The sequence below is a fragment of the Pseudomonas sp. JUb42 genome (assembly GCF_024807945.1).
Taxonomy (GTDB): Bacteria; Pseudomonadota; Gammaproteobacteria; order Pseudomonadales; family Pseudomonadaceae; genus Aquipseudomonas.
The window spans coordinates 257,910-272,035 of record NZ_JANUFD010000004.1 but is presented as its reverse complement, the minus strand read 5'-3'; the positions used below and the strand labels follow the sequence as shown (position 1 = coordinate 272,035).

At 62.0% G+C, this 14,126-nt stretch carries 12 protein-coding genes; 4 read left to right on the top strand and 8 right to left on the bottom strand.

The window, feature by feature from the left end; translation table 11 throughout:
* Positions 1-129: 129 nt before the first annotated feature.
* Positions 130-1,809 (top strand): MFS transporter, encoded by a 1,680-nt coding sequence (locus tag M2401_RS10180; protein ID WP_259102296.1) that lies wholly within the window; start codon positions 130-132, stop codon positions 1,807-1,809.
* Complete coding sequence (locus M2401_RS10175) at positions 1,806-2,972, top strand: HlyD family secretion protein (protein ID WP_259102295.1); 1,167 nt, start codon at positions 1,806-1,808, stop codon at positions 2,970-2,972. Before M2401_RS10180 ends, M2401_RS10175 begins: the two co-directional genes overlap by 4 nt.
* Before the next feature lie 182 nt (positions 2,973-3,154).
* On the opposite strand, the gene M2401_RS10170 is transcribed toward M2401_RS10175, so the two are convergent.
* From M2401_RS10170 to M2401_RS10135, 8 genes are all read right to left on the bottom strand, one after another.
* Complete coding sequence (locus M2401_RS10170) at positions 3,155-4,771, bottom strand: inorganic phosphate transporter (RefSeq protein WP_259102293.1); 1,617 nt, start codon at positions 4,769-4,771, stop codon at positions 3,155-3,157.
* Positions 4,772-4,966: 195 nt separating this feature from the next.
* Positions 4,967-5,983, bottom strand: a complete 1,017-nt coding sequence (locus M2401_RS10165; protein ID WP_259102290.1) for a transporter — start codon at positions 5,981-5,983, stop codon at positions 4,967-4,969.
* A 122-nt stretch (positions 5,984-6,105) separates the two neighbouring features.
* The gene (locus M2401_RS10160; protein ID WP_259102288.1) at positions 6,106-6,927 is read right to left on the bottom strand and encodes an aldo/keto reductase; all 822 of its coding nucleotides are present in this window, start codon (positions 6,925-6,927) and stop codon (positions 6,106-6,108) included.
* A 162-nt stretch (positions 6,928-7,089) separates the two neighbouring features.
* Entirely contained in the window at positions 7,090-8,526 is a 1,437-nt protein-coding gene (locus M2401_RS10155; RefSeq protein WP_259102286.1) for an efflux transporter outer membrane subunit, read from the bottom strand.
* The gene (locus M2401_RS10150) at positions 8,523-9,434 is read right to left on the bottom strand and encodes an HlyD family secretion protein (RefSeq protein WP_259102283.1); all 912 of its coding nucleotides are present in this window, start codon (positions 9,432-9,434) and stop codon (positions 8,523-8,525) included. Before M2401_RS10150 ends, M2401_RS10155 begins: the two co-directional genes overlap by 4 nt.
* Positions 9,431-9,640, bottom strand: a complete 210-nt coding sequence (locus M2401_RS10145) for a DUF1656 domain-containing protein (RefSeq protein WP_259102282.1) — start codon at positions 9,638-9,640, stop codon at positions 9,431-9,433. The genes M2401_RS10150 and M2401_RS10145 overlap by 4 nt, the downstream gene beginning before the upstream one ends.
* Complete coding sequence (locus tag M2401_RS10140; protein WP_259102280.1) at positions 9,637-11,724, bottom strand: FUSC family protein; 2,088 nt, start codon at positions 11,722-11,724, stop codon at positions 9,637-9,639. Before M2401_RS10140 ends, M2401_RS10145 begins: the two co-directional genes overlap by 4 nt.
* Entirely contained in the window at positions 11,721-12,173 is a 453-nt protein-coding gene (locus tag M2401_RS10135) for a MarR family winged helix-turn-helix transcriptional regulator (protein WP_259102279.1), read from the bottom strand. Before M2401_RS10135 ends, M2401_RS10140 begins: the two co-directional genes overlap by 4 nt.
* A 185-nt stretch (positions 12,174-12,358) precedes the next feature.
* Here M2401_RS10135 and M2401_RS10130 point away from each other — a divergent pair, with 185 nt between their 5' ends.
* On the top strand, positions 12,359-12,925 hold the full coding sequence (locus M2401_RS10130) for a YbhB/YbcL family Raf kinase inhibitor-like protein (protein WP_259102277.1): 567 nt from the start codon (positions 12,359-12,361) through the stop codon (positions 12,923-12,925).
* A gap of 468 nt (positions 12,926-13,393) precedes the next feature.
* The gene (locus M2401_RS10125; protein ID WP_259102275.1) at positions 13,394-14,062 is read left to right on the top strand and encodes a polysaccharide lyase family 7 protein; all 669 of its coding nucleotides are present in this window, start codon (positions 13,394-13,396) and stop codon (positions 14,060-14,062) included.
* Positions 14,063-14,126: the final 64 nt, after the last annotated feature.

Genomic DNA, 14,126 nt, shown 5'->3' with positions numbered 1-14,126 from the left:
ATTTTCGTGCGCCTCCTGCATTGACCGAACCATCTGATCACGCCTCGCTCCAACGGTCCGTGTCGTCTCAAATGGCTATATGCTATTTGCTACGAATATCCCGGCACCGCATCCTTCAGGCTCAGGTCAATGACTGACAAGTACGCCCCGCACAATTGGGCACCCCATGAGCGACCGACCTTGCCGGGTTCGCCGTCCACGCCGTTGCACCCCACGGCCAAGCGCCTGGCTTTTGCCGTCGTGGGTGTGATCGTGGCCCTGACTGGGGGCCTGGGCAATGCTCTGGTTGTGGCTAACCTGCCCTACCTGCAGGGGCCGCTGGGGGTGACGTCGGCGGAAATCGCCTGGCTGCCCGCTGCCTATGTCATGACCAACGTATCGATGAACCTGCTGTTGGTGAAATTTCGCCAGCAGTTCGGCCTGCGTGCCTTTACCGAAGTGTTTCTGGTGCTCTATGCCCTGGTGACCCTGGCCCATTTGTTCGTCAATGACATCGCCTCGGCCGTCGCCGTGCGGGCCGCCCATGGCATGGTTGGCGCAGCGCTCAGCTCTCTGGGGCTGTATTACATGATCCAGGCCTTTCCGCAAAAGTGGCGAATCAAGGCGTTGGTGTTGGGCTTGGGCACCTCGCAACTGGCGATTCCCCTGGCCCGGCTGTTCTCCGAGGACCTGCTGGAAATCGCCGAATGGCGCGGTCTGTACCTGTTCGAACTGGGCATGGCGCTGCTGGCCCTGGGTTGCGTGCTGCTGCTCAAGTTGCCGCCGGGCGACCGTTTCAAGGCCTTCGAGAAACTTGATTTCCTCACCTTCGGCCTGTTGGCCGGCGGTTTTGCTGCGCTCTGTGCGGTGCTGTCCCTGGGGCGTATTGTCTGGTGGCTGGAAGCGCCGTGGATCGGCATCACGTCGGTGTGCGCCATTGTCCTGATCATCAGCGGCCTGGCCATCGAACATAACCGCGCCCGGCCTCTATTGATCACGCGCTGGCTGGGCAGTGGACGAATCCTGCGCCTGGCCCTGGGGGTGACGCTGTTCCGGGTCGTGCTGTCGGAGCCGGCAACCGGGGCCATCGGTTTCTTGCAGACACTGAACATGGGCGCCGAACAATTGCGAACCCTGTATCTGGTCATGCTGCTGGGCAGTGTCGCAGGGCTTGCCACCAGCGTCCTGACGATCAACCCCCAGCACCTGTTCAAGCCGCTGATCATCTGCCTGGCCCTGATCGCCACAGGCTCCTGGATGGACAGCGGCTCGACCAGCCTGACCCGGCAATCGAACATGTATTTCAGCCAGTTCCTGCTGGCCTTTGGCGGCACCTTCTTTCTTGGCCCGACCATGGTTCTCGGGATCAGCGGGGTGATCAGCAACTCGCGCAACCTGATCAGCTTTTCCGTGCTGTTCGGGATTACCCAGAGCGTCGGCGGGCTGATCGGTTCGGCGGCGTTCGGCACCTTTCAGGTGGTGCGGGAAAAATTTCATTCCAGCCTGCTGGTCGAGCATGTGACCTTGCTTGACCCCCAGGTGGTGGCTCGTTTGCAGAGTGCCGGGGGCGCCTACGCGAGCTTTTTCGCCGACCCGGCCCTGCGTACCAGCCAGGGCATGCGCAGTCTTGCGGCTCTGGCGACTCGCGAAGCCAACGTTCTGGCCTATAACGATATGTTCATGCTCATTGCCTTGATCGCCGTGCTGACCATGGTCTGGACCTCGGCACGGGCGCTCTGGCTGAAAATGAGCACAAAACCCATAGAACCGGCGCCACCAGTGCCGGTAAGTTCGCTCCCAGTTCAACCCGACGGCGCCCACTCTTCATGACTGAAACGACTCCGCCAGCAGCACCTGTACCCACGCCGCCACCCGCTGTACCGCCACCGCCGGTGACGGCAGCGCCGACCAGCGAGCCGCGGTCAGTGCGCACCCGCGTCATCTCCTCGATGATCTTCGCCAGCGTCGCCCTGGCCGGTGTGCTGATTGTGCTGTACGCCTGGCAGTTGCCGCCGTTCAGCAGCCCCATCGAAACCACGGACAACGCCCTGGTCCGGGGTCAGACCACCATCATCGGCCCGCAGTTGAGTGGCTATGTCTATGAAGTACCGGTCAAAGACTTCCAGTTCGTCAAGACCGGCGACCTGCTGGTGCGCCTGGATGACCGCATCTACCGCCAGCATCTGGACCAGTCCCTGGCCCAACTGGGCGTGCAAAAGGCCGCCCTGGCCAATAACCTGCAGCAACGCCGCAGTGCCGAGGCGACCATCGCCCAGCGCCAGGCGGCCCTGGACAGCAGCATCGCGCAAAGCCGCAAGGCCGCCGCCGATCTGCGCCGCAGCCAGGCACTGGTTACTGATGGTTCGGTGTCGAAAAGCGAGCTGGACGTCGCCCGTGCCGCCGATGCCCAGGCGACTGCCGCTGTGGCAGAGGCCAAGGCAACCCTGGAAATCTCCCGCCAGGACCTGCAGACCGTGATCGTCAACCGTGGGTCCCTGGAAGCCTCGGTGGCCAATGCCGAGGCGGCCATCGAACTGGCGCGCATCGATTTGACCAACACGCGCATTCTCGCGCCCCGGGATGGCCAGCTCGGCCAGATCGGCGTGCGCCTTGGGGCCTACGTCAACTCCGGGGCGCAGCTCATGGCCCTGGTGCCCAGGTATCTGTGGGTGATTGCCAACATGAAAGAAACCCAGATGGCTAACGTGCGCCTCGGCCAGCCGGTAAGTTTCACGGTCGATGCGCTGAATCATCAGAAGATGCACGGTCGTGTGCAGCGCATTTCCCCGGCGGCCGGCTCCGAGTTCAGCCTGTTGCCGGCGGACAACGCCACCGGCAACTTCGTCAAGATCGCCCAGCGCATCCCTGTACGCATCATCGTCGACGCCGACCAGCCCCAGGCCGACCGCCTGCGGCCGGGGATGTCGGTGGTGGTGAGTATCGATACCAGTGCCGATGGCGGCGAGGTGCCGCAGAATCCATTGGATCAATAGCCTCTTGCTCTGTGGGACCGGCTTTAGCCGGGAAAGGGCCGGTACAGCCGCTACATTTCTTTAATCAATGAGCACGCCTTCCCGGCTGAAGCCGGTCCCACGGGACCTATGCAGGCCCAAGGTTCTCAGAAAGCAAAAAGCCCACGCATTGGCGTGGGCTTTTTGTTTAGCTGGCAGAGTTCTTAGAACAACTTGGTAAACACCCAGTACAACGAACCCGACAGCAGGATCGCCGCTGGCAGGGTCAGGACCCAGGCCATCGCCAGATTGCGCAGGGTCCGCAGTTGCAGGCCGGAGCCGTTGGCGACCATGGAGCCGGCGACACCCGATGACAGCACATGGGTGGTGGAGACCGGCAGGCCGTACATGTCCGCAGCGCCGATGGTGACCATCGCCACCACTTCCGCCGAGGCACCCTGGGCGTAGGTCATATGGGTCTTGCCGATCTTCTCGCCGACGGTCACCACGATGCGCTTCCAGCCGACCATGGTGCCCAGACCCAGGGCGATGGCCACCGCGATCTTGACCCACAGCGGGATAAAGCGCGTGGCGTTATCGATCTGGTCCTTGAACAGCTTGAGCTTGCCCTGGGTATCGGCGTCGAAGCTGACCGCCTTGTTCTTGTCCATCAGGCGGATGGTTTCGGACGTCAGGTACATGTCGTTACGTACGTTGGAAACCGCTTCGGCCGGTACTTTGTCGAGAGAACCGTAGCCTTTCACGTCGTTACCGATCTTGCCGACCATCACTGCCAGTGCTGGCGTCAGCTCGGGAGTGGCTTGTTTGCTGACCAGATAGGCCGACAACACCTGGCGCGAATCGGCGGGAGCAGGCTGGGACACGCTCTTGACCAGTGCCTGTTGGGTCACTTCGGCCACGGCCGAGAAGCGCAGGGCCTCATCGGCGGGCATGGTGCGGTTCAGGGCGTAAGCCATCGGCAGGGTGCCGACCAGAATCAGCATGATCAGGCCCATGCCTTTCTGACCATCGTTGGAACCGTGGGCGAAGGACACGCCGGTGCAGGTCAGGATCAGCAGGCCGCGAATCCACCATGGCGGCGGTGCGTCGCCTTCAGGTGCCTTGTACAGGGCGCGGTTCTTGATGAACAGGCGCATGGCCAGCAGCAACAACGCGGCAGCACCGAAACCGACCAGCGGCGAAACCAGCAGCGAGTAGCCGATCTTGCTGGCCTGGGTCCAGTCCACGCCGCTGGTGCCGTCACGACCGTGCATCAGGGCGTTGGCGACGCCGACACCGATAATCGAACCGATCAGGGTATGGGAAGACGAGGCAGGCAGGCCCAGCCACCAGGTGCCGAGGTTCCAGAGGATGGCGGCGATCAGCAGGGCGAAGATCATGGCGAAACCGGCAGAAGAGCCGACTTGCAGAATCAGCTCGACCGGCAGCAGGGCGATGATGCCGAAGGCCACCGCACCGCTGGAAAACAACACACCGAGGAAGTTGAACAGACCCGACCAGGCCACCGCGAAGCTGGGCGGCAGGGAGTGGGTGTAGATCACTGTGGCGACGGCGTTGGCGGTGTCATGGAAGCCGTTGACGAATTCGAAGCCCAGGGCGATCAGCAACGCCACGCCCAACAGCAGGAACGGTGTCCAGGTGGTGACGACCGTGTGCAGATCGTCCATGTCCTGCTTGAGACTGAAAGCGGTATACAGCAGGCCCAGGGCGAGCACGGCGAAGAACATCACCATGGTCATGACGCCCGGCTTGCCGCCGAACTTGTGACTGGCCCCGGCGCTTTTTCCCAGCGCGTCAGCCGTCATTGTGTTGGTCGCCATCATGCAAATCCTGTTTTGTAAGGGTATTGAGCATGATCATTTCAAAATGTTACAGATGTGCGACCTGGATCAACCCTCAGTCGGAAATAAGATTCCGTTGGAGCGTGGCTTGCCCGCGAAATGGGCAAATCAGGTCCATCAGATGTATCGCAGCGAATCATTCGCGGGCAAGCCTCACTCCAACAACACCACGATTCAATCCGAACGCTTGCGAAACGCCCAGCGCGCGGTGATCAGGGTGAAGCTGGCTACCACCGCCACCAGCACCCAGAAGCCGTTCGGATCAGTGGCCAGTGGTACGCCGCCGACGTTCATGCCAAAGAAACCGGCGACGATATTGATCGGCAGGGCCAGTACCGTGACCACGGTCAGGGTGTACAGGGTGCGGCTGCTCTGCTCGTTGAGGTTGGCGGCGATTTCTTCCTGCAACAGCTTGATCCGTTCGCCCAGGGCCGTAAGGTCGTTGATCACCAGAGAGGATTCCTCGGTGGACTGACGCAATTCCTGCACGTCTTCCTCAAGCAGCCACACCGGCGGCTTGTGCAGCAGACGCATCAGTGAGCCGGGCTCCAGGGCCAGCAGGCGTTGCAGGCGTACCAGCACCCGACGCATGGCGCCCAGTTCCGAGCGATTGGCACTCAGGCGCTGGGACAGCAACTGGTCTTCGATCTTGTCCACGCTGATGCTGGTCTTGCGCAGGAACTGGGTCAGTACTTCGCCCTGATCGCGCAACAGGTGTACGAGCAGCTCCAGGGGCGAGCGGAACTGTTCACCACGCTTGACCGACGAGCGCAGTTTGTCCACCGAGCGCAAGGGTTGCAGGCGCGCAGTGATCAGCAGATGGCCGAGTGTGCAGACCCACAGCGTCGAAATATCGGTGGACACCATGTTGAAGTCGAAGACCACGTCGTTGACCACTGCCAGCAGGGCTGAGTCGACGTGTTCGATGCGGGTCGAGCGCGAGCCTTCGTGCAGCGCTTCGAAGAACTCTTCGGGCAGATCCAGATTGGCCTTCATCCAGCGTTCGCAACCGGCATGGGCCAGGTTAAGGTGCAGCCAGATGAACTCCTCTGGATCTTCCGGTTCGCGCAGGCAACCCAGGGCGGTCGCCGAGCCGATTTCCCGACCGCTTTCGCCGGGGCGAAAGCGAAAACCGTAAAGCAGGCCGAAGAGATCGGAATCCTTTTGATTCTGGACGATGCTTTGGTTCATGGTTGCTCGCTGGACGGGAGGCTGCCAATCCTTGGCAATCTGAAATGTGTCCGGAGCATGACAAGCTGTTATTTCAGTTTTGTGTCAGTTTGTTGCTTGTTGTTACTGCATCGCTGCTGCGTTCAGACCATAGACAGGCGCTGCTTGCGGATGGGGGCTGGCCAGGCTCGATCGAGGTCGCGCAGGTCTTCGTCCGTCAGTTGCAAATCGGCTGCTGCCGCATTGAGGCGTAGATGCAGCGGATCCACCGCTTTGGGAATCGCCACGACGCCTGGATTGCGCAGCACCCAGGCGAGGCTGATCTGCGCGGCGCTGGCGTTGTGCCGGGCAGCGACCTTGAGCAATTCGGGATGATGCAGCAGATTGCCCGCCTGGCCGATCGGGCAGTAGGCCATCAGCGGCATGTGCTGAGTCTGCATCCACGGCAACAGGTCGAACTCGATACCTCGGGCTTCGGGGTTGTACAACACCTGATTGGTTGCACAAGCCGGATCGCCCAGTTCGAACATATCGGCGACGTCGAAATTGGACACGCCCCAGCGGCCGATCTTGCCGCTGGCGCGCAGGCGTTCGAAGGCTTCGACGGTCTCTTCCAGGGGATGCTGGCCGGGCCAGTGCAGCAGATAGAGATCGATGTAGTCGGTCTTCATGCGCCGCAGGCTGCGCTCGCAGGCATCTGCGACGCCCTGGCGGCTGGCATTGTGCGGGTAGACCTTGCTGACCACGAAGACTTTGTCGCGCTGCCCGGCAATGGCCTTGCCGACCACTTCCTCGGCGCCGCCTTCGCCGTACATCTCGGCGGTATCAATCAGCGTCATGCCCAGTTCGATGCCCTGGCACAGCGCTGAAATCTCGGCCGAGCCTTGCGCCGGATTCTCACCCATATGCCAGGTGCCCTGGCCGATCACCGGTACATTCTTGCCTGCCAGTTCGAGAGTGCGCATGGGGGGGCTCCGTCTTTATAAAAAAGGTGTGAAGACCCATAGGACAGGGTAGGAGCGAATTTATTCGCGAAGAGGCCGGTAGTATCGACACATTTGTATCGTTCTCACCATGGTCTTCGCGGATAAATCCGCTCCCACCAGTCCTCGCTGCGTGCGGCAAGGCTATTTCTTCGGCGCGGCGGGCGTTGCCTCCCAACCCCCACCCAATGCGAGGAACAGGTTGATCTGCCCCATGGCCACTTGAGTATTGGCGGCGGCGAGTTGGGCGCGTACATCGGTGTAGGTACGGGTCGCCTGCAAGTCGGCGAGGAAGGAAGCGCGACCGGCCTGATAGAAACGGTGAGTCTGGTCGGCGGCCTGTTGCGCGGAGGTCTCGGCATCGGCCAGGGCGTCGCGGCGTTCCAGCAGGGCGGTGTATTCGGCAAGGCCGGTCTGGGTTTCACGGATGGCGTTGAGCACCACACCGTCGAAATGCGCCAGGGCGGCCTGGGTCGAGGCTTCGGCTTCATGAATCCGTGCGCGGGAGCCATTGCTGGGGATCGTCCAGCTGATCAGCGGGCCAAAGCCCCAGCGGTTGGTCGAAGGCTTGCCCAGATCATCGAGGATACCCACGGTGGCCACGGTGGCGCCGATACTGACGCTCGGATACAGCTCGCCGGTAGCGACGCCGATGCCAGCGGTATACATCGCCAGACGTCGTTCGGCCTGGCGCACATCCGGACGGCGGGCCAGCAGCGAGGCGCCATCACCCACCGGCATGACCTGGGCGATATGGGGCAGCTCGTTGCAGCTTTCGACGCCCTTGGGCAATTGCTCCAGGGGCTTGGCCAGCAGCATCGACAGGCGATACAGCCCGGTCTGCCGTGCGGCCTGGTAGCGCGGCAGTTCGGCGCGCAGGGACTTGAATTGGGTCTGGGAGCGGGTGACCTGGGTCTCGTCGCCGCGCCCGGCATCGCGCAGGCGCTGGGTCAGGTTCACGCTCTGCTGTTGCAGGTCCAGCGAGTGCAGGGCGATTTCATGTTCTTCGTTGGCCGCGCAGATCTGCGTATAGGCCCGCACCACATCGGCAACCAGGGTGATCCGCGCTGTGTCGGCGGCGGCCTGGCTCGCATCGATATTGGCCTGGCTCGCCTCGATGCCGCGCTGCAGCGTGCCGAAAAGATCGAACTGGTACGAAGTGCTGATGCCGACGTCGCCGATATTGGCCACCGGGACTTTCTCCGTCAGCAGGAAGGCCTGCCCGGACTCCTGAATGCGTTCTGCCGCAGCGCTGGCCTTGCCGCTCCAGCCACCGGCGGCCTCGGCCTCGGCATTCTGATAGCGGGCCCGCTGCAGGTTGGCGGCGGCGACGCGCAGGTCGGTATTGGAGGCCAGTGCCTGCTGTACCAGAGCGTCGAGGCGCGGGTCCTGATACAGGCGCCACCAGTCCTGGGGAACCGGCGCAGAGACGACATTGACCGAGGTGCCAGCCAGTTCGCCCTGCAAATCCGGGCGATTGACGGCGGCGTCCTTGGGCAGGTGGTAATCCGGGCCGACCATCTGGCAGCCCGCCAGCAGCATGCTGAAACCGAGAGCTGTCAGGCGTGCACTGCGTATCATTGCGCGGCTCCTGGGGCGGCAGCGCCGTCTTTGTGTGCCTTGCTGTCATCGATGATCGACACCGTGGCGGTACGTCCGGCGATCATGCGAAAGTTCTTGGGCACGTCATCGAAGGCAATACGCACTGGAATGCGCTGGGCCAGGCGTACCCAACTGAAAGCCGGGTTAACGTTGGGCAGCAGGTTGCTGCCGCTGGTGCGGTCACGGTCTTCGATACCGGCGACGATGCTCACCACATGGCCGCGCAGACGGGCGTTGTCGCCGATCACGCGGATATCCACGCCCTGGCCGATATGAATGCCGTCGAGCTTGGTTTCCTCGAAGTAGCCGTCGATATGGAACGAGTTGCTGTCCACTATCGCCAGCACCGGGCGGCCGGCGCTGACGAATTCATGTTCACGAGGTGCGCGGTCGTTGAGGTAGCCGTCTACCGGGCTCTTGATCACCGAGCGGTCCAGGTTCAACTGCGCAGCATCCACCGCCACCTGGGATTCATTCAGCGCCGACAGGGCGCGGGCTTCCTTGGACTGGCTTTCTTCCAGTTGCTCCCGAGCGACCAGGTTGCCCAGGCCACGGTTACGCTTGCTCTCGCGCTGAGCCTGTTCCCAGGTTTCCTTGCGCTCGGCCACGGTGGCCTGGGCCTGGCGCAGGGCCAGGCGGAAGCGGTCCTGATCGATGGTGAACAGCACCTGGCCCTTGCGTACCGGCTGGTTGTCGGTCACCTCGACTTTCTGGATCAGCCCGGACACGTCCGGGGCGATCTGGATGATATCGGCGCGGATATGTCCGTCGCGGGTCCAGGGCGCATACATGTAGTACAGCACCATGCGCCAGACGACGATGGCGGCAAAGATCACTATCAGCAGGGTCAGGACCACACGGCCCAAAGTCAGCAGCGGTTTTTTCATGTCATCAGATATCGGCTGAGAGTGTCCACAGCGCCGAGCAGCAGGGCGTAGAGACAGACGTTGAACAAGGCCCGGTGCCAGACCAGGCGGTAAAAATGGGCCCGCAGCAACAGGGCGTGCAGCGGCACGAACAGCAGGTAGGCGATGCCCATCAGCGCCAGAAAGGTCGGAACGAAGACCCCGCTGATATCCAGGTCACCGATCATATGGGTGCTCCATCAATGCCATAGGGCGGTTGTTCTTCCGGCTCGCTGGCCACGTCGACGATCTCCACACCCGGCAACAGGGCCAGGCGCAGGCCGCTGAGGGCGTGCAGCAGGTGCAGGCGTGACGGGTCGTCGGCCAGGGTCTGACTGTTCAGGGCGCGGCGGGCGCGGTCCATGGTCATCAGCAGACCCTTGGGCGCGGCCAGGCGTTCGCGGGCCTTGAGACAGGCTTTGAAATAGTTGCCGACCTCATTCACCACCTGGCGCAGTAATAGTTGTTGCGCCGCATGGACCCGGGGAATGTGGGCCAGCAGGTCGAGCAGATTCAGCGCCACGCGCAGTTCGCGCAGGGCAATGCCGGTGTCCTGGGCGGTGGCGGCCAGGCGGGGCAGGTGCTGCATCAGCCGGTCGAGCATTTTCACGCCCATGCGCCGATGTTCGGCGAGGGTGGCGGGTTCGGTCAGGGTGACGATGTCCTTCCAGCTGAAGCGGGTCAGGCGCCGGGCGGCCATTTCCGTGCCGAACGGGCGCATTACCAGGGTCCAGATAAAGGCGAACAGCAAACCTGCCGGCCCGGCCAGGTTGGAATTGAGAAAGTTGAGGAAGTCGGCGTCGTAGGCGCTCTGGATGCTGATAAAGGACGAGGTGTTGACGATGGTCAGCAGGGTGCCCAGGTAAAAGCGCGGTTGTACGGTCAGGGTGCCGACGCAGATGAATGGCACGGCGAAGGCCAGGACCAGCATCGGGAAGTCATGCAGGTTGGGCAGTACCACGAACAGATACAGGCTGGCGAACAGCACCGAGAGCAGGGTCCAGAAGAAGAACCGGTAGATCTGCGGCGCCGGGTCGTCCATGGCGGCGAAGAAACTGCACGCCACGGCGGCCAGGGCCACGGCGGCACCGCCGTCCTGCCAGCCCAACAGTATCCACAGTAACGACGCGACGATGATTGCCAGCACCGAAGTCGCGACTGAATAGAGCATCAGGCCGCGGTCGAGGAACGGCGTCAGTCGCCCCAGGCGCCAGTGCCGATAGACTGCGCGCCACGGCGACTGGTCGTCGGTATTGATGGCCAGTTGCAGACTGCGGCAGTCCTGCCACAGGTCGATCCACTCGCCCAGCCGATAGAGGGCGTTGGACAGCACCAGTTGGCGGCGGTCGTCCAGTTGCGTGGCGGTGGGTTGCAGGCGTTCCAGCTCGGCGTGCAGGGCCTGCCATTGTTGATCCTGCGGGCCCTGGGCGGTATTTTCCAGCCAGGCCCGGGCCTCGATCAGCAGCGGTGCGAGGTTGGCCAGTTGTTCCGGAGTGCGCCGTTCCAGTGCCCACAGGGCGTCGTCGAGGGCGTCCATCACCGGCAGCAGGTGGATCATCCGTCCGCGCAGTTCCTTGGCATTGCGTACGGTCTGGGCCCGTGCGCCTTCATGGGGTAACTGGCCGATCATGATTTCCAGACCGTTGAAGGTGGTGACCATGGCGGTGCGCAGCGACGCGATGGCGTCGGCCTGGACATCACGGCCGAGGAAGCGGTCGCTATAGGCCGAGGCGTCGCTGAACCACTTAGCCGTAGCGTCACGCAGTACTGGAGCCAGACGCCGCGGCCAGAACATGCTGCCGACCACGGCGGCGCAGACGATACCGAGGAAAATCTCTTCGGTACGGGCTACGGCGATATCGAACACTGCCAGGGGGTTATCCACCACCGGCAGGGAAATCAGCGGCATGGTGTAGCCGGCCAGCATCAACGCATAGCTGTTGGCCGTGCGCAGGTGCAGGGACAGAAACAGCAGGGTGCCGGTCCATAAAGCGATGACGATCGCCAGTAATAGTGGGGTCTGCACGAACATCGGTACGATGAAGACCGACGCCGCCGCCCCGGCGAGCGTGCCCAGTGCGCGGTACAGTGCTTTGGAACTGGTGGGGCCGACAAAAGGACTTGAGACGATATAGACCGTGGCCATGGCCCAGTAAGGACGGGGCATTTCCATGATCAGGGCGATATACAGCGCCAGCATGGACGCCGCAAAGGTGCGCACGCCGTAGAACCAGTCCCGCGCCGGTGGCACGCCATCGAAAAAGCCTTTCACTGGGCCTCCGGGTTGTCCGGATTGGTGGCATCGGCGAAGGCCTTGAACACCCGCAGTGCTGCGTCCAGGTCGGCCGGGGCGACGTTTTGCAGCACGTCGCGGCGCAGGCGGATCAGCTCGTTCTCGATCTTCAGGCCTATGGTGCGACCACTGGCGGTGAGGCTCAGGCACTTGGCGCGACGGTCGGTGGGGTCTTCGCTGCGCAGGACGATATCGGCCTTGCACAGTTGGTCCAGCAGGCGCACCAGAGACGGGCTTTCCATCCCGCAGGCGTGGGCCACGGTGACCTGACGCACGCCATCACCCAGGCGCATGATCATCAACAGCGGTGCTGCGCAGGCTTCGGACACGCCGGAAGAACCCAGCGTGGTCTGGCAGATGCGTCGCCATTGGCGAGACGCTGCGACCATGCCGCCGGTGACGTTCATTTGCAGGAGATCGAGTTGCATGGCTGGACCATTTGGCGCGAAGTGAATAGTTAGGCTTCATATTGCTAGCTGCAACATTATTAGGAAGCTAACTAAATATCTCGTAACAAATGTCTGCCGTCAAATGAAAAATGCCGAGCGGCAGCGTTAACTCATTGTTAACCGGGATGGCCTATCCTGACGGGCTGATCTGACGAGGGATGTGTATGCACGGTTTATCGCGATATCTGCGCCGCAGCTGCTGGGCGACCGGCGCTCTGCTATTGGGCCTGACGGGCATGGCCGAGGCTGGCGAACCTTTTAATGTGCAGACCCCGGGGGCGGGGGATGGCGCTTTTTTCAGTCGCCAGAACGCCAGTAACGTCGGTGATTGCGGCGGTGACAATGTCTCCCCGGCGCTGCATTGGGGCCAGGTCCCGGCCGGGACCCAAAGTTTTGCCCTGATCCTGCAGGATCCTGACGGTCAGAAAGGGTTGGGTGTCGATCACTGGGTGCATTACGGTTTGCCGGCCGATCTCGGCAAGCTGGCCGAGAATGTCGGCGGCGAGGGCAAGCTGCCCGGTGTCGGCGGCAAGAACACCCGCGGCGTGACGACTTATCTGGGCCCATGTCCGCCGATAGGCGATAGCCCGCATCATTATGTGATTCAGCTCTATGCCCTGGACCTGGCGCCCGATGCCCTGGAAGCGGGGCTGACTGCCAGCGAATTGCGCACGCGGATCAAGGGGCATGTGCTGGGTAATACCAGTGTGGTGCGGCGATATCAGCGCTGATGTGACACTCGCTTCGCCACTGCGATTTTGTGGGAGCGGATTCATCCGCGAAGAGGGCCGAATATCAAAAGATATGTGTCGCCTGAAAGTATTCGCGAATAAATTCGCTCCCACAGGTGCACCGGAGCTAGTGTCAGGCATTACCGCTTGTCGGTAAATGAGGTTTTTCAGGAACTATTTTTCGCTAAATCCGTCACGCCTGAATCAAAAAACTGACGCCCCTTCTGTAGTCCCCCGCCACGACTTTCAATGCCTGCGTTGAAACGCCGCTTTTTGCTCCGCGTCCAAGCACGATCTCAAAATAGTGGCACAGCCCCACTCCAGCGGCCTTTTCGCCAGTTTGTTGGCGAGCACCCTGTTTAAAAACTAAACGATTCAGCCGATAGCCGTGAGGTCACAAATCCGGTGTCGCAGGCACCGGTCCGAAACCTTGAACCGGTGTGCAAAGCGCACCAACGAGCTACTGTCATGATCGATCTCGCCACCTGGAATCTCTCAGTCCCCGTCGGCACACCCGCCCTGACCATTGCCACCCCGCGTCTGGTCCAGGGTTACCAGGATGGTTATTTCCGCTCAGGCGACACGTTGTTCTTCTGGGCTCCGGTCACCGGCAGCAAGACTGACAACGCCATTTACCCGCGCACCGAGCTGCGCGAGACCAATGCCGATGGCAGCGTGCACAACTGGCTGTTTTCCCAGGCTGACAACTTTCTGCGGGCGGCGCTGATGGTCAGCCAGGTGCCGTCCACCGGCAAGATCGTCATCGGCCAGATCCATTGCTATCAGAGCACTGAGCCGCTGGTGAAGCTGGAGTATCAGTACAAGGAGAAGACCGCGACCGGCAACATCGTCGCCAAGTTTCGCCCGACGCCGACTTCCGAGCCGCTGGTGATCGAGATCGCTACCGGTGTGAAGCTCAATCAGCGTTTCACCTACACCATCCACCTCACGGCCAATGGCAATCTGAGCATCAACGCCGCCAACTTCTACTGGAGTGCCGCTCTCGATCCGTCCTGGGGCAGCAAGCAGCTGTACTTCAAGGCCGGGGTGTATACCCAGGACAACACCGGATATGCCACCGAAGGCGGGGCGGCGACGTTCTATACGCTGACGATCAACCACGACAAGAAGTCCTGAGGCGGCACGACTTTAGCTAGGAAAGGATAAAAAGCGGGGGTGTCGCAGGGTTATTGACACTCCC

What these genes read in the sequence shown, in the direction of transcription:
- M2401_RS10175 (WP_259102295.1), top strand. Translation starts at nt 1,806, where the DNA reads ATGACTGAAACGACTCCGCCAGCAGCACCTGTACCCACGCCGCCACCC.
- M2401_RS10135 (WP_259102279.1), bottom strand. Translation starts at nt 12,173, where the DNA reads ATGCAACTCGATCTCCTGCAAATGAACGTCACCGGCGGCATGGTCGCA.
- M2401_RS10130 (WP_259102277.1), top strand. Translation starts at nt 12,359, where the DNA reads ATGCACGGTTTATCGCGATATCTGCGCCGCAGCTGCTGGGCGACCGGC.
- M2401_RS10150 (WP_259102283.1), bottom strand. Translation starts at nt 9,434, where the DNA reads ATGAAAAAACCGCTGCTGACTTTGGGCCGTGTGGTCCTGACCCTGCTG.
- M2401_RS10160 (WP_259102288.1), bottom strand. Translation starts at nt 6,927, where the DNA reads ATGCGCACTCTCGAACTGGCAGGCAAGAATGTACCGGTGATCGGCCAG.
- M2401_RS10165 (WP_259102290.1), bottom strand. Translation starts at nt 5,983, where the DNA reads ATGAACCAAAGCATCGTCCAGAATCAAAAGGATTCCGATCTCTTCGGC.
- M2401_RS10125 (WP_259102275.1), top strand. Translation starts at nt 13,394, where the DNA reads ATGATCGATCTCGCCACCTGGAATCTCTCAGTCCCCGTCGGCACACCC.
- M2401_RS10170 (WP_259102293.1), bottom strand. Translation starts at nt 4,771, where the DNA reads ATGGCGACCAACACAATGACGGCTGACGCGCTGGGAAAAAGCGCCGGG.
- M2401_RS10155 (WP_259102286.1), bottom strand. Translation starts at nt 8,526, where the DNA reads ATGATACGCAGTGCACGCCTGACAGCTCTCGGTTTCAGCATGCTGCTG.
- M2401_RS10145 (WP_259102282.1), bottom strand. Translation starts at nt 9,640, where the DNA reads ATGATCGGTGACCTGGATATCAGCGGGGTCTTCGTTCCGACCTTTCTG.
- M2401_RS10180 (WP_259102296.1), top strand. Translation starts at nt 130, where the DNA reads ATGACTGACAAGTACGCCCCGCACAATTGGGCACCCCATGAGCGACCG.